General features: G+C 43.7%; 15 protein-coding genes and 3 pseudogenes. 11 read left to right on the plus strand and 7 right to left on the minus strand.

The features are described from left to right. Nucleotides 1–22 precede the first annotated feature (22 nt). The 4 genes from R3P39_RS09660 (at nucleotide 23) to R3P39_RS09675 (ending at nucleotide 2524) form a co-directional block, all read left to right on the plus strand. Nucleotides 23–670: a CsgG/HfaB family protein gene (locus R3P39_RS09660; protein ID WP_336569285.1), complete on the plus strand. Its 648-nt coding sequence runs from the start codon at nucleotides 23–25 to the stop codon at nucleotides 668–670. 8 nt (nucleotides 671–678) lie between these two features. After that, nucleotides 679–1020 carry a DUF4810 domain-containing protein gene (locus R3P39_RS09665; RefSeq protein WP_336567173.1) on the plus strand — a complete coding sequence of 114 codons (342 nt, stop codon included), beginning with the start codon at nucleotides 679–681 and terminating at the stop codon, nucleotides 1018–1020. Between the two features lies 1 nt (nucleotide 1021). Next, complete coding sequence (locus R3P39_RS09670; protein ID WP_336567174.1) at nucleotides 1022–1693, plus strand: DUF799 domain-containing protein; 672 nt, start codon at nucleotides 1022–1024, stop codon at nucleotides 1691–1693. Nucleotides 1694–1888: 195 nt separating this feature from the next. Next, nucleotides 1889–2524, plus strand: a complete 636-nt coding sequence (locus R3P39_RS09675; protein WP_336569286.1) for an SDR family oxidoreductase — start codon at nucleotides 1889–1891, stop codon at nucleotides 2522–2524. A gap of 52 nt (nucleotides 2525–2576) precedes the next feature. On the opposite strand, the gene R3P39_RS09680 is transcribed toward R3P39_RS09675, so the two are convergent. The 3 genes from R3P39_RS09680 to R3P39_RS09690 form a co-directional block, all read right to left on the minus strand. Next, on the minus strand, nucleotides 2577–3608 hold the full coding sequence (locus tag R3P39_RS09680; protein ID WP_336567175.1) for a fatty acid desaturase: 1032 nt from the start codon (nucleotides 3606–3608) through the stop codon (nucleotides 2577–2579). Nucleotides 3609–3795: 187 nt separating this feature from the next. Then, entirely contained in the window at nucleotides 3796–4293 is a 498-nt protein-coding gene (locus R3P39_RS09685; RefSeq protein WP_336567176.1) for a hypothetical protein, read from the minus strand. Nucleotides 4294–4551: 258 nt separating this feature from the next. Continuing rightward, nucleotides 4552–4989 (minus strand): acyl-CoA thioesterase, encoded by a 438-nt coding sequence (locus R3P39_RS09690; RefSeq protein ID WP_336567178.1) that lies wholly within the window; start codon nucleotides 4987–4989, stop codon nucleotides 4552–4554. A 135-nt stretch (nucleotides 4990–5124) separates the two neighbouring features. On the opposite strand from R3P39_RS09690, the pseudogene R3P39_RS09695 reads away from it, so the two are divergent. The 5 genes and pseudogenes from R3P39_RS09695 to R3P39_RS09715 all read left to right on the plus strand — a co-directional run. Continuing rightward, nucleotides 5125–5397 (plus strand): annotated as a pseudogene (locus tag R3P39_RS09695) (hypothetical protein); the annotation flags it as partial. Between the two features lie 286 nt (nucleotides 5398–5683). Further along, the gene (locus R3P39_RS09700; RefSeq protein WP_336567180.1) at nucleotides 5684–7996 is read left to right on the plus strand and encodes a tellurite resistance TerB family protein; all 2313 of its coding nucleotides are present in this window, start codon (nucleotides 5684–5686) and stop codon (nucleotides 7994–7996) included. A gap of 3 nt (nucleotides 7997–7999) precedes the next feature. Continuing rightward, complete coding sequence (locus R3P39_RS09705; protein ID WP_269408919.1) at nucleotides 8000–9307, plus strand: ATP-binding protein; 1308 nt, start codon at nucleotides 8000–8002, stop codon at nucleotides 9305–9307. After that, nucleotides 9304–11538 (plus strand): DEAD/DEAH box helicase, encoded by a 2235-nt coding sequence (locus R3P39_RS09710; RefSeq protein WP_336567183.1) that lies wholly within the window; start codon nucleotides 9304–9306, stop codon nucleotides 11536–11538. The genes R3P39_RS09705 and R3P39_RS09710 overlap by 4 nt, the downstream gene beginning before the upstream one ends. A 262-nt stretch (nucleotides 11539–11800) precedes the next feature. Beyond that, the gene (locus tag R3P39_RS09715) at nucleotides 11801–12064 is read left to right on the plus strand and encodes a hypothetical protein (RefSeq protein WP_336567184.1); all 264 of its coding nucleotides are present in this window, start codon (nucleotides 11801–11803) and stop codon (nucleotides 12062–12064) included. A 263-nt stretch (nucleotides 12065–12327) separates the two neighbouring features. On the opposite strand, the gene R3P39_RS09720 is transcribed toward R3P39_RS09715, so the two are convergent. Next, on the minus strand, nucleotides 12328–13290 hold the full coding sequence (locus R3P39_RS09720; protein ID WP_336567185.1) for a sensor domain-containing diguanylate cyclase: 963 nt from the start codon (nucleotides 13288–13290) through the stop codon (nucleotides 12328–12330). Between the two features lie 174 nt (nucleotides 13291–13464). Between R3P39_RS09720 and R3P39_RS09725 the strand changes: the two are divergent. Continuing rightward, nucleotides 13465–14089: pseudogene (locus R3P39_RS09725) on the plus strand (transposase); the annotation flags it as partial. Between the two features lie 348 nt (nucleotides 14090–14437). Continuing rightward, a pseudogene (gene tnpC / locus R3P39_RS09730) lies at nucleotides 14438–15874 on the plus strand (IS66 family transposase). Between the two features lie 160 nt (nucleotides 15875–16034). Here the strand turns inward: tnpC and gcvP are convergent. From gcvP to gcvT, 3 genes are all read right to left on the minus strand, one after another. Beyond that, nucleotides 16035–18932 (minus strand): aminomethyl-transferring glycine dehydrogenase, encoded by a 2898-nt coding sequence (gcvP, locus tag R3P39_RS09735; RefSeq protein ID WP_336567186.1) that lies wholly within the window; start codon nucleotides 18930–18932, stop codon nucleotides 16035–16037. Between the two features lie 198 nt (nucleotides 18933–19130). Further along, nucleotides 19131–19520, minus strand: a complete 390-nt coding sequence (gene gcvH, locus R3P39_RS09740; RefSeq protein ID WP_336567187.1) for a glycine cleavage system protein GcvH — start codon at nucleotides 19518–19520, stop codon at nucleotides 19131–19133. A 61-nt stretch (nucleotides 19521–19581) separates the two neighbouring features. Further along, nucleotides 19582–20664, minus strand: a complete 1083-nt coding sequence (gcvT, locus tag R3P39_RS09745; RefSeq protein WP_336567189.1) for a glycine cleavage system aminomethyltransferase GcvT — start codon at nucleotides 20662–20664, stop codon at nucleotides 19582–19584. Between the last annotated feature and the right edge of the window lie 3 nt (nucleotides 20665–20667).

A 20667-nucleotide genomic window follows, 5' to 3' on the forward strand; every position in this document is an offset into this window, starting at 1 on the left:
AATACCTCATCAAGTTAAAACCATGGCTTTGGCATTAGGCACTTGTGCTTTTTTAAGCGCGTGTGCCACCACCTCTTCACAAGTGATAGAAACACCGAAAGTGGCAAGTTACAACACCCAATATACAGGGGAGAAAAGTAAGCTTGTGGTAGGTAACTTTGTCAACCGTTCAAGCTTCCAAAATGGTATTTTTTCCAGCGGTGAAGACAAGCTTGGCAACCAAGCCAAAACCACCTTGATGAGTCACTTGCAGCAAACTAACCGCTTTAGAATATTAGATAGAGCCAACCTAGAGCTACTGGCACAAGAAGCACAACACGCTGGTACCACGCAAAGCATTGCCGGTGCTAAGTATGTTGTTACTGGTGATGTTACCGAGTTTGGTCGTAAAGCCATTGGCGACAAACAGCTATTTGGCATTTTGGGCAAAGGCAAGTCGCAAATAGCTTATGCCAAAGTCACCCTGAATGTGGTGAATGTCAGTACCTCAGAGGTGGTTTACTCCGTTCAAGGTGCTGGCGAATATAGCCTGTCTGAACGTGAAGTGATCGGTTTTGGTAGCACAGCAAGTTATGACTCAACTCTCAATGGCAAAGTGCTCGATTTAGCCATAAGAGAGGTAGTAAATAAATTAGTGAACGGTCTTGAGACTGGCGCGTGGACAAACTAAGGGTAAGCATGAAAAAGTCCCTCTTGGTCCTGTTAGCCATTATGGTTTTAGCTGGCTGTGAAACCACAGCCCCGCTTTACTATCATGGTCAATATAACACCGCAGTGTATAGTTACTTTAAAGCAGAAGATGTCACCCTCGAAGAGCAAATTGGGGTGTTGCAAGAGCTCATTGAAACCGCCGCAGCAAACAGCAAACACGTAGCGCCAGGGGTGCATGCTCACCTCGGCATGCTTTATTTTGAAACGGGTAATGCCGCCTTGGGTAAACAACACTTTGAAACAGAAATGGCGTTGTTTCCCGAGTCTAAGCACTACATCTCGTTTTTATTAAAGTCTGCAGGAGTGTAAGATGCGCCAGATACTATTCACTTTACTACTATCGGTACTGGTTACAGGTTGTGTTAGCACCCCTGAAGGCCATGATTACTCTGCGTTCCGAGCTGCAGATCCGCACTCCATCTTGGTGCTACCTCCGGTGAATAATACCCCGGAAGTAATTGCTCCTTACAGTTTAATGGCACAAATATACCGTCCAATTGCGGAGTCGGGCTACTACGTATTCCCAGCAGCAGTAGTGGCACAAACCTTTAAAAACAATGGTCTTACGGTAGCTAGCGATACCCATGCCGTACCAGTGGCTAAGCTGCATGAAATCTTTGCTGCTGATGCCGCGCTTTATATCACCATCGAAGAATATGGCACCAGCTATGTGGTGATTTCGAGCGAAACCAGAGTCACCGCCTCCGCTACACTCGTTGATCTTAGGTCTGGCACAGTGCTATGGCAAGGTAAAGCCACAGCTTCATCAGCGGAAACCCAAGATAACAGTGATAGTGGATTGCTTGGAATGCTCGTTGAAGCAGCCCTAACGCAAGTGCTGGAAAGCGTTTCCGATAAAGGCTTTGATATTGCCGCCATTACGGCCAACCGACTACTCTCATCAGAAACACATAACGGCTTACTTCACGGCCCACGTTCACCCAAATATGGTCAGCCTGCGAAAAGTGAAAAAGCCAAATAACCTATCTAAGCTGTTGTTTACTCATGTATGCAACAGCTTTTCTTCTCATCTCTCTAAGCAATAAAAAGCCACACACCTGCCCTACTCAACCTTCAACATGACCGCCTTGTTTTAATAAAAAAGCTCACCGGGGTTTAAATCTCAGAGACCATCCCAAGGTCTTAATGTAAGCGAACAAAGCGAAAAAGGAGTGCGATTATGAAGACCTTAATTATTGGTGCAAGCGGTCAAATTGGTAAAATGACCACCGAAAAAATGCTTAAAAAGGGGCACGATGTGGTGGCATTGGTACGCGACAAAGCTAAGCTTGCCGATATCAACTCAGAACAGCTACGCATTGTTGAACAAGATTTAGAGGGCGATTTTAGCGCCGCCTTTGATAACGTTGAGCAAGTGATTTTTAGCGCCGGCTCTGGCGCCAGCACGGGTCCAGATAAAACCTTATTGATTGATTTATGGGCTGCGGTTAAGGCCATTGATTACGCCGTAAAAGCCGGTGTAAAACATTTTATTATGGTCAGCTCCATTGGCGCCGATAACCCAGATCAAATAGAGGGCGACATCAAGCCTTACTTGGTGGCAAAACACATGGCCGACCAACACTTGCAACAGAGTATTTTAAACTACACCCTAGTACGCCCTGGTAGCTTGCAGAATGAGCCAGCTACAGGTGGCTATACCACCACTTGGCCAGAGCAAAGAGAGCACGCTGTAATTAACCGTGAAAACGTAGCCGAGGCACTGGTGTATTTAGCTGAGCAACACCCAGAAAACCTCACCTTTGAGCTCTTTAATGGTGAGCAGTCTCTTGAACAGGCACTTACTAAATAACCCAGCTTTGCTCCTAAGGCACTTGCCTTGGGAGCTTTACATTCCCCAAGCCCTACTCTTTTACCAAGACCACCTTATCAGTTTGATTAATAGGCGTTGCCGCTGGGTACTGATTTGCATGCCGTATACTTTCAAGGTCATTAAAACGCACGCCATGCTCGGCCATAACCGGGCGTATTTTTTTACTGATCCATTGGCGAATATAAAAGGGTTGGTTAGGCACAAAATGATGGATGGTATGAGTACGACCAAAATCAAAACAAAACAGCTGAAATGGCACAAACCAGCGGCTAGTGAGCACATGGGTTTGCTCTAACACATTGCTCACACCACCATAGTAATGCATTGAAGAGGTGACCAAATTCAAAGACGCCGAACGGAGCATATTGGGCACAATCAGCACCACCATTAAAAACTCAGCCAGCGCCAGTAATTCGGCTCCCCACTGTGGCACAGCAAAAGGGTGCAGCCACTGCAGCGCATGGTAAGCAATCACGCCATACAAAGTGGCAAAATACGCCGTGGTGATTGGAAAACCAGCATTAAACACCTGTAAAAAGCGAAAGCCATGAATTTCTTGACTAAAACGCTTAGCATTTATTAATAAGCCGAGCAGCCCATCAACAATGACCAGCCCCCGTAACCAAAGCGACTTAATGCCATTACCCACTAAGCGCTCTTCTATATCTTGCTCGGTACCAGAGACTTTATGGTGGTGCAGGTGTATTTTTCTGCGATACCAAGGGTTCACCGTATTTGGCCGCATTAACCACACCACCAGCATCATAAAATTATGGATAAATGGCCGGTGACTAAAGTACTGTTTATGGATAAGGTCGTGCTCAAGTTCATGAGAAACGGAAGTGATCAAAGCCGCTAAAATAATACATAACCAAGCCGGAATAAGCGCAAAATAGTAAAGCGCAGCCACGCCAATCAGTGCGCCAAGCGACAACAGCAAGATCACCATGGCAATGCCATTTTGCCAATGTAATATGGGGTAACGTGCCCTAAGCGCTTGCTCTTCTGCTTTAATCGCGGTCACTATCGCTTTTATGTTCTGTTTTGCGGTTACTGTCGACATGACTTACTTTACTCATCTAATGATAGTAAAACCATATCGTAAAGCGCCCATGTATTCGAGCGGATGTGTTGAAGTGAGTCGGTTTTAAACTAACTTTATGCCAGAACAAAAATAAAGGATGCAAGGGGCCAATAAAAACCGCACTCTTTTATAAGTAGAAAAACGATTATGACCCCTCATATTTAATTTATGGTGCTTCTACAACAACAGATAAGGCTGCGGGGCTTTCACCTGTGATGCTAACCACTAAACGATAGCCGTTGTGAGTTTCATCATATATGCCGTTATCTGAATAATGTTTACTTGTTTTATCTGCCGCTTTGTACGCATCCTTTGCAGAGTCATAACCTGTGGCACTGTGGCTTATTTTAAAGTAATTTTGCTTGTTGGATGGGGTCGCTCCCATAACAGCCCAGCCAGAGCCATTTGGCATTGAGATATTAAAAGTGATATTAGATCCTGCACCTCGAGCATGAACACCGGCATCCCATTGCTCCCCTTGTGGAATCTTGTTCCCTTCCGATACCTCGTGCAAGCTACCGTGATGAACATAATAATCAAGGCGAATCGTATTACCTGCTTCATTTAAAATACCTGAAGCAAGATCGTTTCTCTCTCTGTCTCCTCCAAACACATTGCTAATTAGTTCATTTACATTAATTTCAAAGTCAGTGTTAGTTGCCATGTCTATATCCTTAATGATTTGGCTTAAAGTTCACACAAAGAATACAAACATAATTTTAACACATCAATTACAAGATATTACATAAGACTAATAAAGCAAAGCCACTATTGAGAATAACAAAACTATTGAGAGGGATTGATTACACCTAAGGGGGAAAGCTTTTAGCGAATATGGCAAGCTTAAATAAAAAGAGTTAACCCATGTAAGTTAACTCTTTTAACTGATGAAACACGGTGAGATTTGACTAACCTCTTATTTTTATTGATTATTCTCTATTTCATATTGCTTTAAAATGCTCAACATATTGTCAGGAATAGGCGCCTTTTGCCCCGTTTTCATATTAAACATCACCACATTGGCATAGCCCGTTGTGCAAATCGCTTGCTGCGACTCACTATATGCCTCGTAGCGCATAGTAAAACGGTCTTCTTTAATATCGGTAATGTACGAGCCAATATGTAAGATATCTGGAAACGTCACCGGGCGTTTGTACTGCGCATAAGTATCGCGCAATACGGGGCTATGGGTGGGCTCTGATAAAACAGAAAGTAATCCTGTTTGGGTTAAAAAATCGATTCGCGCGGTTTCAAAATAACGAAAGTACGAGACATTATTGACGTGCCCTAAGGCATCCATTTCGCCCCACACCACGTTAATTTTGGTGGTAATTGCAAACTTATCGAAAAATTCCTGCATGATGTTGCCTTTAATTATGGTTATAGACCTTGAGAGTAACAACTCATCGTACCAGCAACAAGCACTATGCGATAAGCCTAAGTAAGCAACATTGAACGCTCAATATACTTCCCTTGAATAAAATAAACCACACGCGCCAAATGCTCTGTTACCGAACAGGGCAAGTACAAGCCCGGCAACAAACACTCTATCGGCCTACTAACAACCGATGAAAACTATCAAGATAACATCAGCAAACTGAAGAGTTTTATAAAAAACCTCGGCTGGGAATCCATCACCTTTTGTATGGTGGAAGAAGTCAACGACATCAGCACTTTGTCGAACGACGTGCTGATATCCAGCTTTCTTCGGGCCCAGCAAAATGGCCAGTCATTGGTAGTGAATGACCTGCCAATTACCGTGCATTAAGAAATAAATAAAACTGGGTAGGAGCGGCTTTACGCCGCGATCTCTAATCGAGCAGCGAGCAGTTATGATACCATTCGACAAGAGATACTCATTCAGGTGAACGGCTAGTATCCTGCAAACCTCATTGCACAGCCTGAGCCTATGCACTCAACTCGCTTGTCGAGCTCAATTTTATGAGTATAACTTCATTCAAACTTTGCTTAAGTAATTTGGATTTGATATAAAAGTTTAGAAAAATCAAGGGATACAGTACCTAAATTGGCACCTTGTAAAAAGAGGAAATAAAATGGAATTTATTATTGGGTTATTAGTAATTTATTTGATTTATAGATTATTTAAAGGTAACAGTAAACCTTCTACACACAATTCTTCCCCAAAAATAACTCCCCAACCTTTCTCTGAAAAAACAAAGGTCCCTGAAAGTAGAACCTCATCCCCCAGCATTGCAGTAGGATCTTCCAGCATAAGTGTATCCAGTACATCTAATCATACTTATTTAGACGATGATGATGACTTTGCTACTTTTACTATTCATACAAGCTTTGGCCGAGAGCCAGAAAAAACAACGAACAAGCAAAAAGGTCGATGGATAAGTGAAGATGAACAACTTTCTGTTAATGGAAGACAGTTAGCAAAAGGCTTTTTCTACTTTGGCGGAGTAATGAATTCACTAGATGGGTACGGTATAGAGCCATCTCTAGTGGATGATAAACGCCCAGCTTCAAGTCCCGCTGTAGATTCAGAGATATACTCTGATGAATCCTTAGGGTACTGGCCAACTTACGCATCTTTATCTAAAGGCTGTAGAGGCGCTTACCTAGATTGGCTCGCCTCTGATCGCTCAAACCCCAATACGCCAATTGGTTATGTCTTCATCTACTTTTACGGGTTTGAGAGAAGAGTCATCGAAAACAAATCTAACAATCAAATATCTGATGAAGAGTACATAGCAATATTTGAAGAAGTGTTGCGTCTCAATAGCGTTTTCAACGCAAATCGTTCATTCAGAGGATATTCTGCTAATTTTCTCGAACTAATGGCACTTCAAAAACCCGCCTTATTTGAAGATAGATTGTCAGATATACCAGAAACTAATAATGCATTATCATTCAAAGTCAAACTTGCAACAACTGTAGCCAATGGAAAGCCTGTAACAGCTCCCTTAGCTTTAGAGTGGCTAAAAAATACATTCGAGTATTCCCTAAAAACTCCCGCCCGTAGATGTGAAGAAGAGTTTAGCCAGCTTTTCCAAATTAGATTTTCTGATAAGTTTGGCGAAGGAATTTCCGTAAAACCCAATAAAACTAAACTGCGACTTTCATACAATGCAGCAAGTAATGGTGTGCATGGGGTTGATTTGGAGTTGGGTGACTTACCAGATCCAAGTATTCTCAAAGGCCCAATTAAAAAGCTCATTCCTATCGCCGAACAATGTACGGAAGAGTTGAACAGCTATAGCCGTTACTTAGGAAAAGCTGATACCTCAAGGAATGATATTGCAGCGTTAATGTTATTACCTAAAGAACTGGCAAACGAAGAAAATTCACCAGTTATAGAAACGTTCAAGTCTTGGGCCAATCAGATAATTAGCTCAAATAATGGACTAACCAAAGTCAAGGACTTCTGGACTCATACAGGTACACCTCTCCCTAAGGCGTTTAACAAAAAAGAAAATGAACTAGTCGCCAACTTGGCTGCTAAGGCTGAAATAGGTATTGCACCAGACCAACGTTTTCATCATGCAAAACTGAAAATCGATGACAACATTGTGCTCTTCTCTCCGGGCCATGGAGAGTTTTTTGAGCCAAGCTCGGCATTCAACCAAGTAAGTTTAGCAATTAGGTTAGGGGCAATGGTCGCAACGATAGACGGTACTGTAGATCAGCATGAGAAAATCGCCTTACAAACGTTGATAAACCACGATGACAAACTCTCACCTTCTGAAAAGAACTCGTTAAATGCATATTTAACTTGGCGTCTAAATGCCCCTGTAAATAATACCGGCTTGAAAGCTAGGATTGAAAAACTCGGCGTTCCTCAGGTGGAATTCTTGAAAAGATTCATGCTTTCCATCGCTCTTGCTGATGGAAGGATCGATGCTTCTGAAATTAAGCAAATTGAAAAGTTATATACCTCGTTAGGCTTAGATAAATCACTCGTTACAAGTGACATTCATGCGTTTACCTCCAGTAAACAACCTATCTCAGCCACATCTAAAGGCGCTTCAATTGATAAAAGTACCTTTCAGTTGGATGAAGGTATTCTGGCTATGCATGAAAGTGACACCAACGATGCAAAGATTATGCTGGAGAGTATATTTGCCGTTGATGAAGAAGCTGAACTGGGAGTGAGCCCCACAGCTGATATCAATGAAGAAGGCTTAGATAGTCCTTACAAAGAACTTTTTGAAACTTTGATAGCTAAAGAGTCGTGGCCACGTAAAGAAGTTCATGAACTGTGCAGCAAACTAAACATAATGGTTGATGGCGCATTAGAAACTATTAATGACTGGGCTTATGACAAAGTCGATGCGCCAATTCTAGATGACGATGGTGATATCTATGTCGATCTAGAAATCGTAGAAGAATTGAAGGGATAAACAATGGTTGCAAAAAGAATACGAGCTAAAGAAAGGGATGCAATTATCCAATCTCTGAAGTCAGGTGTGACTCCTAAGATTGGAATCCAGCATATCCAAGTTGGTCGAGTAAATGAATTAAAAGCACTGATCCAAGACATTGATCGGATCTCAGATGGAGGTTCAGCTTTCAGGCTCATTATCGGCGATTATGGTTCTGGTAAAACATTCTTTTTAAGTGTTGTACGTGCTATTGCTCTGGAGAATAAGCTTGTAACCGTCAATGCAGACTTATCTCCTGATAGACGTATTCATGCATCGGCTGGTCAAGCTAGAAACCTTTACTCTGAGCTAATGCGTAACATGGCGACTCGCAACAAACCTGATGGTAATGCTCTAACAAGTGTAGTTGAAAAGTTCATCACAGAAGCGATGAAAGAAGCTGATACTTCAGGAAAAAGTATAAATTCAATTATCCATGAAAAATTAGCATCACTTTCTGAACTCGTTGGCGGTTATGATTTTGCTAAAGTTATTGAGGCTTATTGGATAGGTCATGAGAAAGATGATGAGATATTAAAAGCTAACGCCATAAAATGGTTACGAGCAGAGTATTCAACTAAAACCGATGCCCGAAATGACCTAGGAGTTCGAACAATTATTTCGGATACATCTTTTTATGACGCGCTGAAATTAATGAGTTTATTTGTCAGACAAGCTGGCTACCAAGGGCTTCTAGTTAACTTAGACGAGATGGTAAATCTATATAAGTTGAACAACACCACAGCGAGAACTTCTAACTATGAACAAATACTCCGAATTCTAAACGATTGCTTGCAAGGAAGCGCTGAGCATTTGGGATTCCTTCTTGGCGGAACCCCTGAGTTTTTGCTAGATCCACGTAAAGGCTTGTATAGCTATGAAGCACTGCAATCTAGATTGGCAGATAACAGCTTTGCTAAACAAGCGGGCGTGATTGATTATTCGTCACCAGCGCTACACCTCGCTAGCTTAACGCCTGAAGAACTTTATATTTTGCTTAAAAACTTGCGTCATGTTTACGCTGAAGGTGACGAAGCGAAGTACTTGGTTCCAGACGAATCTCTCAAAGCGTTCTTACAGCATTGCAGCCAAACTATAGGGGATGCGTATTTTAGAACGCCACGTAACACCATTAAAGCATTTTTAGACATGCTCGCGGTAATCGACCAAAACCCGCAAATTGCATGGCATAGTCTAATCTCATCAGTAGCAATTAATGAAGATAAGCCTTCCGATGTTGAACTCGAAACAGAGGACAATGAAGATGGATTTGCTGACTTCAAACTATGATTGATGAACATGAAAAATTAGACCATCGGATTCAGCGCTGGATATTCAAACAAGGCTGGACTGGCTTACGAGAAATACAATGCCTTGCTATTGAACCTATATTGTCTGAAAAGACAGATGTGCTGATCAGCGCTTCAACCGCAGCCGGAAAGACAGAGGCATTTTTCTTGCCTGCGCTCAGCGCTATAGCACCTCAAGAAACGGGTGTAGGGATCCTTTACGTTAGCCCTCTAAAAGCCCTTATAAATGACCAAGATAGGCGCTTAGAAAGTCTGTCTGACCTGTTAGAAATACCGGTTACTCCCTGGCATGGTGATAGCTCACAGGGCCGAAAGAAGAAATTAAAAGCATCACCATCCGGTGTCGTGTTAATAACACCTGAGTCATTGGAGTCATTACTCATCAGAGACTCTGGCTGGATCAAAGCAGCATTCTCTAATTTGAAATATATCGTTATCGATGAGTTTCATGCCTTTATTGGCTCTGAGCGCGGCCATCACTTACTCTCTTTACTTCATAGACTTGAACACCTTCTAGGAAGACTAGAAACACCAATCCCGAGAGTCGCTTTGAGTGCTACGCTTGGTGAGTTAGAGAAAGTACCTCTATCACTTCGCCCTAATCGCTCTTTACCTTGCAAGATCATCAAAGATACACATTCGACATCCACCTTGAAGGTTCAGGTAAAGGGGTATGTCAACCCTGCTAACTTAGAAGCTGAGTCTTCCAATGATGCCGAATATACGATCTGCCAAGATTTATTTAAATTTTGTCGAGGCGGAAATCACCTTGTGTTTGCAAATAGTAGAAGCCGTACAGAAAGCATTGCGGCTACATTATCTGACTTCTGTGAAGAGAAAATTGTACCGAATGAATTTTTTCCTCACCATGGTTCGCTATCTAAAGATCTTCGAGAAAGCTTAGAAAAGCGATTGCAACAGGAGCATTATCCTACCACAGCGATTTGCACAATGACTCTTGAACTAGGCATTGATATCGGCAAGGTAAACTCCGTAATTCAAGTAACAGCCCCCCACTCTATTTCAAGTTTACGTCAAAGAATGGGACGCTCAGGAAGACGCGGTGGAGCCTCAATATTGCGAATGCTAATCGCTGAAGCTGAATTGACAAAAGACTCTAGCGTCATCGACAAGCTGAGATTGGAGCTTATTCAATCTCTAGCCATGATCAGACTTCTTATCGGCAGTAAATGGTATGAACCAGCTGATACATCACTTTACCACTTCTCAACACTCCTTCACCAAGTACTTGCGGTTACTGCACAATGGGGAGGAATTAGAGCCGAGCAATTATTTAGTTTGCTCTGTAAAGATGGCCCTTTTCAAAACGTTAATGTTGAAAACTTTAAAGCACTACTTGTCCACATGGGCAAAACAGAACTCATAACTCAGTTAGGAAGTGGTGAATTGGTTCTTGGCCTTTTGGGAGAAAAGCTGACAAGCCATTACTCGTTCTATGCTGTTTTCAAAACGCCTGAAGAGTTTCGGATTGTATGTGGAACAAAATCACTCGGAACGCTGCCTGTAGATTCTTTGGTATTGGAAGGTCAGCATATTGTTTTCGGTGGAAAACGTTGGAAAGTAAACGACATAGATAGCGAAAAGAAAGTCATTTATGTGGAGCATGCAAAAGGTGGCAAGCCGCCTAAATTTAGTGGTGCTGGCTTGAACATACATGATGTTGTCCGGCAAGAGATGTTCCAAATATTAAAAGACGGTGACTACAGAATTTCTGTGGGGGATCAGAAAGTCGACTTCGCTGATTCAGCTGCACGAGAACTGTTTGGTGAAAGCGTAAGATATTTCGAAGATGCAAAGCTCTCTAGAGAACCACTGCTCCAGGTTGGCAATACTACTTATATATTCCCATGGCTTGGCGACAAAGTGGTAAATACAATTGTCGCCTTGCTAATCCAACATGGGTTTGAAGCTGGCGCATATGCAGGAGTCATAGAAGTAGAAAAAGCGTCATTAGAAAATGTTCACGCAACATTGCTCAAACTTGCTTCAACGGAACTCCTAACAGAAACAGAACTTGCACAACAAGTAATGGAAAAACGTACCGAGAAATTTGATGAATTTTTGCCAGAATCAACTCTATCCGAAGGGTATGGAGCAAAAGCTTTTGATATAAAAAATGCAAAAAGTTTTTTTAAGAGTTTAGCTTTCAGTGTTAATGAGCAAATTGCTACCCGCCAAAAAGTTCAGTGAATCAACAAGAAATTTCTGAAACCTAACTCTTTTATTACTTATGGTCAGATCCACATTTAGTAATATTCTAGTTTTTTGGGGGTCATTCAAGACATCATCACGACCTAATGCCTCCAACATATTTACTCTATCGTATAAGTTCTTAAATTCTCTTTTTACTTCTGACTTGTTATAAACCCCGTCAAGCTTGAACATCGATGAGTTTGCTCTCAATTGTTCATTTATATTGTCACATTCCCATAAAATGAGACATGCATAATATGTGGAAACTGATATAAAATGGCCACACATTGATGGTACAATTCAAGTGCACGATGTTCTTAAAGGCAAACAGGTTAAGCAAGTTCAAATTAAAACTGGGTTGGGCGGTGGTGATTGTGGCATACCATTTGTAGTTGGAAAACACTACTCAGTTTTTGTGAATAAAGACGGCGAACATGCAGGAGCTTGCGATGCAACTCAACAAGTCAATATATATGATAAGGAAGATTATATTAATAAAATAAACTCTTTCAGGAACAAGTAGTAAACGAGTCCTTGTCTGACGTTCTGGTATGATGAACCCCAAATTTTGATTGAGTACCCTGTTCGATTGTTCCTGTGTTTTGTTAGAGCTTTATTTTCTTCAGACGATGCTTTGGCTATTCGAACCTTTACTCGGAAGTGCTTAATAACATATCCGCTTATGTTATCACAGTTGCTTATGGATGCCGTTTTATCAATTACCTTACCAAAACATTGCTTCTTAACCGCCAAATATATTTAAACTTTTAATTAGTGTAATGAACTCTAACTGGCTTTACATGAATACATCAATTGATCTGCTTGATGGAGTAGCTCAGATAAACTTTTACTATTTTTGGGAAGTATTTCGACATTACCAATAGAAAAGCATATTTTCTGCATCCCTGTTTTTTTATGTTCTTCATCTTGTAAGCTTTCGATCCGTTTCATGAAGTTTTGTATTGCAACTTGTTCATCATTATTTAAAACTACAATAAATTCATCTCCTCCCCAACGACACAAGAGGTCTGTTTTTCTCGTACAAGATCTTAGAATATTTGCAAAACGTTTAAGTACTTGATCCCCAGCTTCATGACCAAGAGTGTCATTAATGAGTTTAAAGTTGTTTAGATCTATGAAAATTAATTGTGCTTTTCGGTTCAGCTTGCTCGATAGCTGTTGAAGCGGTTCAAAAGCTTCTTCAAAACCTCTTCGATTATAAATGTTTGTCAGGGGATCTAGGCGACTCTCTATTTTTAGTTCACTTTCTTTATAAAGGTGAGCTAAATCACCACTAATTACATCCCTTAAAACTTCCAAAATATCGAAAAACTGTTTTTTGTAATTAGTTGGGGCTGTATCCATTACACATAATGTGCCAAAACATTTTCCGTCGGGCCAATGTATAGGATAGCCTAAATAAGAAACATAGTTATCTTCAGTTAATTCAGGATTGTTCTGCCATGCATCAACTGAAGCAGCATTTTGTACATACAATGGCGAGTTATTTTTTACGACAGTATGGCAATATACGTTAATATCCATAGAAGCAGAACCACCGGGAGAATAATGAGTTGTGGGTAGCTCTGAGGCGATTAATACTTCAATTCCTTTATGAGAAGCTTGGTTAATGAATGCTACTGGCGAATTGAACAGCGAAGCAACTGAGTTTACCAGTTTTTGCCATCTTTCCCAGTCTAAATCTTCAAGTGCTAAATCGTAAAGCGACTCATAAGAATAACCAGACATAACAACTGCTCTGAAAATGAATTTGTAGTCTCAAAGTCTAGCACATAATATAAAATATAAGACATCGGAGTAGTATGATTTATGGTGATTTCTGGTGTACGAGGATGAAAGAGCGCGGCATACTCAGTTGGTAAAAGATCCTGGCAGATCAACCAACAACAAGAGTAAGCCGCTATGTCGAATGATAATCTTATTTCCATAGAATCACCAGAAGATCCGCTTAACAATTTGCTGAAGCAAGGAGTCAGACAGCTCTTAGCCCAAGCAGTGGAAGCTGAATTGGCTCAGTTACTCTCAGAGTATGAAGAGCGCCGTGATGAGCAAGGCAGGCCCGTAGTTGTGAGGAATGGATATTTACCGGAAAGAACCATTCAGACTGGGCTGGGTGATATTGATGTTAAAATCCCAAAGGTACGAGATCGCTCGAATAGCGGGATTAAATTCAACAGCAAACTGGTTCCTCCTTATTTAAAGCGAACTAAAGCGATAGAAGAGTTTCTACCTTGGTCATACTTGAAAGGGATCTCAACAGACGATTTTCTAGAAACCCTGCAAAGCCTGTTAGGTGTTGATGCATCAGGGCTTTCATCCAATACAATAGGCCGGTTAAAATCGACCTGGGAAAGTGAATACCAGAGTGAAGGAAGCGCTGCATGATATTTGGCAGGCAGAGACAAGAGAAGATGCTTACAAAGCGTATGATACCTGTATCAGGCGGTTTGAGGACAAATATCCTAAGGCCATGGAGTGCTTAAGCAAAGATAAAGGGAGCCTATTGGCCTTTTATGATTTTCCAGCTTAACACTGGCTCCATATCCGGACAACGAATCCGATAGAATCGGTGTGTCCGTCCGCTAAACCACACCTAGTAACCGCGGTTTTATAAAGGTAGCTTTAAACTCCAATCAACCATGGAGTAAAACATGCCTAAACATAGAACTGCCGAGCTGTGGCAATGGCTCCTATCAGGCTTATCGGTGATTGCCCATAAGCCTCTGAATTATGGTTATAACGTATGATCATAACCACGCGATTTAGATCACCAATTGATATGAATAAAGTGGAGGCATAACAGCGGTTTATTGGTAAAATAATCCGCATGAAAGATATTAACGCATTGCCTGATGACCCCCAATAGTTGAGGCAAATGATTGCTCAGCTCCAGGCGCGCAATAACTACCTCGAAGAGCAATTCAGACTGGCCCAACATAAACGCTTTGGGGCCAGCAGTGAGTCGCACCCGGCGCAAGCTGACTTGTTTAATGAAGTGGAAGCGCTGGTTGAAGAGACGCCTGAGCAAGACGTTGAAACCATCGAATATCAGCGCAAAAAGCCAACGCGCCAACCACTGCCAAAAGACTTGCCTCGCGAGCGTGTTGTGCATGACATCGACCATAAACACTGTGATTGCTGTGGTGGTGAGCTACACAAAATGGGTGAGGATGTCAGCGAAAAGCTGGAGTTTATCCCAGCCTAAGTTAAAGTGATTGAACACGTTAGGCCCAAATACAGCTGCCGACACTGTGAAAAAACAGACACCCAGGTGGCGATAAAGCAAGCCCCTGTACCACCGAGCCCCATTCCAAAAGGCATTGCAACGGCCAGCTTGCTGAGCCAAATCATCACCAGTAAATATCAGTACGGCTTACCGCTATATCGGCAGGAAAGCCTATTCAAACAATATGGGATTGCGTTAGGTAGGCGCACCATGGCCGACTGGATGCTACGTTGCGCCAGTTTATTTAAACCACTCTACGACAGGCTTCACGACGTGTTGCTACAGCAACCGGTGATACAAGCCGATGAACCCCCAGTTAAGGTGGTGAAAGAAGGCAAACAAACCAGTTACATGTGGCTGTATTGCAGCGGCACGGATTCGCCCGAGGCGGAAGCAAACATCTCTAACATTGTATTGTTCGACTATCAGAATAGTCGTGCAGGGCGCTGTCCTGTGGGTTTTTTACAAGGATACGACGGTTATCTGCAAGTAGATGGTTATACAGGCTATGAACAAACCCAAGCGACACTAGTTGGCTGTTGGGCACATGCAAGACGCAAGTTCAAAGAAGCCGCAGATGCGCAAGCGAAGGGCAAAACCGGTAAAGCCAACTGGGCACTCAACCACATTCAAAAGCTATACCGCGTTGAAACAGCCATCAAGGCCGCAAGCCTTCAAGAAAGGCACATTGCGAGGGAAAAACAAAGTACAGCGCTACTCGAGCAGTTTAAAACCTGGCTAGAAAAATCAGCACAAACGGTGGTACCAAAATCGAAGCTAGGTGAAGCCATCCATTACACGCTAAGACAGTGGCCAAAACTCATTCGCTACCTCGACAACGGGCAGTTAGGCATAGACAACAACCGCGCTGAGCGCGCCATCAAACCGTTCGTTATTGGCCGCAAAAACTGGCTATTTAGCTTCACCACAAGTGGCGCAGAGAGCAGCGCGATACTCTATAGCTTAATCGAAACCGCCAAAGCAAATGGCCTCACGCCATTCGACTATGTGATGCACTGTTTAAACGAACTTGCTCAACCAGACTGTGATATCGACAGTTTATTGCCTTGGAAGGTTAGCCTCTAAGTGTGGTTCGCTGCACGCTTACTAATAAAAAAGCGAACCAGAAGTGGTTCGCTTTTTTGTTTTACTGACCTCAAGATTCAACTATCGGTTGCAAACTTTATTTGAGTTGCAAACTTAATTTCGATAGTTGCAATCTTTATTCGAGATCGACAATCAAACCTTAGTCACGATAGCTATCAACCGCTGGGCAAGAGCAAATGAGATTACGGTCGCCGTATACGTCATCGATACGAGTAACCGTTGGCCAGAATTTGTCTTTGGCTACGCTTGCTACTGGGAATGCGGCATAGAAACGGTCGTATGCGCGGTTCCAGTCGTTGCTAAGTACGTCGGCTTGGGTGTGCGGTGCAAATACCAGAGGGTTGTCTTCGATTGACCATTCACCTGACGCGATTTTGTCGATTTCGCCTTTAATCGAAACCAGTGCTTCGATAAAGCGGTCTAGCTCTACTTTTGACTCAGATTCCGTTGGCTCAACCATCAGTGTGCCCGCTACTGGGAACGACATGGTTGGTGAGTGGAAGCCGTAGTCTTGTAGGCGCTTAGCTACGTCCATTTCGGTGATGCCAGTGGCGTCTTTCAGTGGGCGTAGGTCAACAATACACTCGTGGGCAACACGGTCGTTACGACCACGGTATAAAATTGGGAAGTGCTCGCTGAGTTTCGCAGCCACATAGTTACCATTAACAATGGCCATTTCTGTCGCTTGTTTTAAGCCTTCGCTGCCCATCATGGCAATGTATGCCCATGAGATAGGTAGAATCGCTGCTGAGCCGTAAGGCGCTGCAGAAACGGCACCGTTGCCGACGTTTGTGCCTTCAACGTTAATCACGCTGTGGTTTGGCATAAATGGCGCTAGGTGTGATTTAACACCAATCGGACCAACACCTGGGCCACCGCCACCGTGTGGAATACAGAAGGTTTTGTGTAGGTTTAAGTGCGATACGTCTGAGCCAATTGAACCTGGGCTAGTGACACCCACTTGCGCGTTCATGTTAGCGCCGTCCATATACACCTGACCGCCGTGCTGGTGAACAATGTCACACACTTCGCGGATAGACTCTTCATACACGCCGTGCGTAGACGGGTAAGTAACCATGATGCACGATAGGTTTTCTGCTACGTCTGCCGCTTTAGCACGTAGGTCTTCCATATCGATGTTACCGTTCTTATCACAGTCAACCACAACCACTTTCATGCTCGCCATTTGAGCAGATGCAGGGTTAGTACCGTGCGCAGAGCTTGGAATTAAGCACACATTACGATGGCCTTCGCCGCGCGACTCGTGGTATTTACGGATGGCGATTAGACCAGCGTATTCACCTTGCGCACCTGAATTTGGCTGTAGCGAAACCGCGTCGTAGCCAGTGATATTCACCAGCCAGTCGTGCAGCTCGGTCATCATGATCTTGTAGCCTTCAGCTTGGTCGATTGGGCAGAACGGGTGTAGCTCTGCAAACTCAGGCCAAGTTACTGGGATCATCTCCGCAGTAGCATTCAGCTTCATGGTGCATGAACCCAATGAAATCATTGAGTGGTTCAGTGCCAAGTCTTTGTTTTCAAGACGCTTGATGTAACGTAGCATCTCAGTTTCGCTGTGGTAGCTGTTAAAGTTTGGATGCGTAAGAATTTCGTCATCACGTACTAGGCTTGCTGGAATACCAGTGATGTTCTCGCCTGCTACTTGTGCGTCTAGTGCATCCACATCAAGGCCGTGGCCTTCGCCAAGGATGATGTCGAACAGCTCTGCTACGTCGCTACGCGTGGTGGTTTCGTTAACCGCAACTGAGTATTCACCTTCGTGGTTTAGAGCAAAGTTTACGCCGTGCTCTACCGCACGTGTTAGTGCCGCTTGCTTGTCTGCGTCGTCGGCCTTAACTGTGATGGTATCAAACCAAGTGTCATGCTTCAGTGCAACGCCTTTGGCTTTAAGGCCTGTGGCGAGAATGCTGGCAAAACGGTTAATGCGCTCTGCAATGGTTTTTAGGCCTTCTGGACCATGATACACCGCGTAGAACGCCGCCATGTTCGCCAGTAGCACCTGTGCAGTACAAATGTTTGAGTTGGCTTTTTCACGACGGATGTGCTGCTCACGAGTTTGCATTGCCATACGTAGGGCGTCGTTACCTAAACGGTCTTTAGAAACACCAATAATACGCCCTGGCAATGAACGCTTGTACTTGTCGCGAGTAGCAAAGAATGCCGCGTGTGGGCCACCGTAGCCCATAGGCACACCAAAGCGCTGAGCAGAACCAAGTACCACGTCGGCACCTAGCTTACCTGGTGCTTTTAATAGCATTAAGCTCATGATGTCAGCTGCCACACAAGCAATCGCTTTTTTGTCTTGTACTTGGGCGATTAAATCAGTGATATCAACTACTTCACCTGAAGTGGTTGGGTATTGGAATAAGGCACCAAAAATATCGTGGTTTGCCGCTTCAGTTGCAGGGCCTACCACCACTTCAAAGCCAAATTGCTCTGCACGAGTCGCCACTACGTCAATGGTTTGCACGTGTACGTCGTCGGCAATAAAGAAGGTGTTGGCTTTTTTAGCTTTAGCAACGCGCTTGGCCAATGCCATGGCTTCTGCTGCTGCGGTTGATTCGTCAAGCAGTGAGGCACTGGCAAGATCTAGGCCGGTAATGTCCATAGTCATGGTTTGGAAGTTAAGCAGTGATTCCAAACGACCTTGCGCAATCTCTGGTTGATACGGCGTGTAAGCAGTGTACCAGCCCGGGTTCTCCAGTACGTTACGTAAAATAACGTTAGGTACGTGAGTGGGGTGGTAGCCTTGACCGATGTAAGATTTGAAAACCTTGTTTTTGCTGGCTACTGATTTTAGGTAGCTTAGGGTTTCCACTTCTGTGCGGCTTTCACCGATCTGTAAGCCCTCTTCTAAACGAATAGAAGCAGGTACAGTTTGACCGATCAGCTCTTCAACACTAGATACTCCTAGAGCGTTTAACATCTCGCTCACCTCAGCCGGGCCAGGCCCAATATGGCGGCGGATAAAATCTTGCTTTTGCTCTAATTGTTCAAGAGATTTGGCGTTTGACATTAGTCCAGATTCCTATGATCCAAATGAAAAAGTTGAATACTGTATTAACTCTAAGCTTACGACTTAGGATCAAAATACCTTGGTAACGGCAGTATTCTAAAAACAGGTGAGGTAGCAAAGCCGCCCCACAGCAACCGCAGTTGCTAAAAAACAATAATAAAAGCCCCTAAAAAGGGGCTTTTATTACTTATCAACAAATTAGTCTTCGTCGATTGAATTTGCGTAGCCTTCCGCGTCTAGCAGATTGTCTAGCTCAGACTCATCAGACGCTTTAATACGGAACAACCAACCGTCACCGTACGAGTCATTGTTTACGGTTTCAGGTGCGTCTTCTAGCTCTTCGTTGATAGCAATGATCTCACCACCAATTGGCGCATAGATATCAGAAGCCGCTTTTACAGATTCAGCTACGGCACAGTCTTCGCCTGCGTCTACTTCATCGCCTACTTCTGGTAGCTCAACGAATACCATGTCGCCTAGAAGTTCTTGTGCGTGCTCAGTGATACCTACTGTGTACTCGCCATTGCCTTCAGCGCGAACCCACTCGTGTGAAGTAGCGTACTTTAACTCGCTAGGAATGTTGCTCATTTTTTTGTTCCTTTGGTCGGTTGTTGATGCCGCCCCGTGAGCGACACCAGTGTTGTTCTAATTAAATAATTGACTTGCCGTTACGAACGAAGCTTGGCTTCACTACTTTAACATCAACTAGCTTTTTACGCATTTCAACTTGTGCTGTCTCGCCAATTGAACGCGGTACACGCGCAAGGGCAACGCTAAAGCCTAAAGTCGGTGAGAATGTACCAGAAGTGATCACGCCTTCGCCACCTTCCACGATAACTTTAGCACCAGCACGTAATACGCCTTTGCTTTCAAGTACTAAGCCTACTAGCTTGTCGGTGTTTTTCTCTTCGCGTTGCTTCGCCACCGCCGCTCGGCCGATAAAGTCACGATCCTTAGGCTCCCAAGCAATGGTCCATGCCATGTTTGCCGCCAGTGGCGACACGGTTTCGTCCATGTCTGAGCCATAGAGGTTCATGCCCGCTTCTAAACGTAGCGTATCACGCGCACCTAGGCCAGCTGGACGCACACCGGCGTCTAATAATTTTTGCCATAAATCCGCAGCGGCATCGTTATGTACTACGATTTCATAGCCTGCTTCGCCAGTGTAGCCTGTAGTTGCAATAAACAACTCGCCAGCTTGTACACCAAAAAATGGCTTCATGCCCTCTACTGCAGCTTGTTGCTGCTCATCTAGCACAGTCGCTGTTTTAGCAATGGCATTAGGGCCTTGTACGGCAATCATGGCGTATTCTGGGCGCTCGGTTACGCTTACTTCAAAGTCAGCAGCAACCGCGTTGATGTGCGCTAAGTCTTTTTCACGCGTTGCTGAGTTGACCACCATGCGGTATTGCGTTTCTGAGAAGAAGTAAATGATAAGGTCGTCAATTACTCCGCCTTGCTCGTTTAGCATGCCGGTGTACAGCGCTTTACCAGGTACGGTAAGCTTTGCCACGTCGTTTGCTACTAGCTTGCGTAAAAATGCTTTGGCATCAACGCCTTCAATATCAACAATGGTCATGTGAGAAACGTCGAACATACCAGCGTCGGTACGAACAGCGTGGTGCTCTTCAATTTGCGAACCATAGTTAATTGGCATTTCCCAGCCGTGGAAATCTACCATTTTTGCGCCAGCTTCTAGGTGCTTGGCGTGGAGTACTGTTTTAGAAGCCATACT

Origin of the sequence: Pseudoalteromonas sp. UG3-2 (assembly GCF_037120705.1) — a bacterium.
Taxonomy (GTDB): domain Bacteria; phylum Pseudomonadota; class Gammaproteobacteria; order Enterobacterales; family Alteromonadaceae; genus Pseudoalteromonas.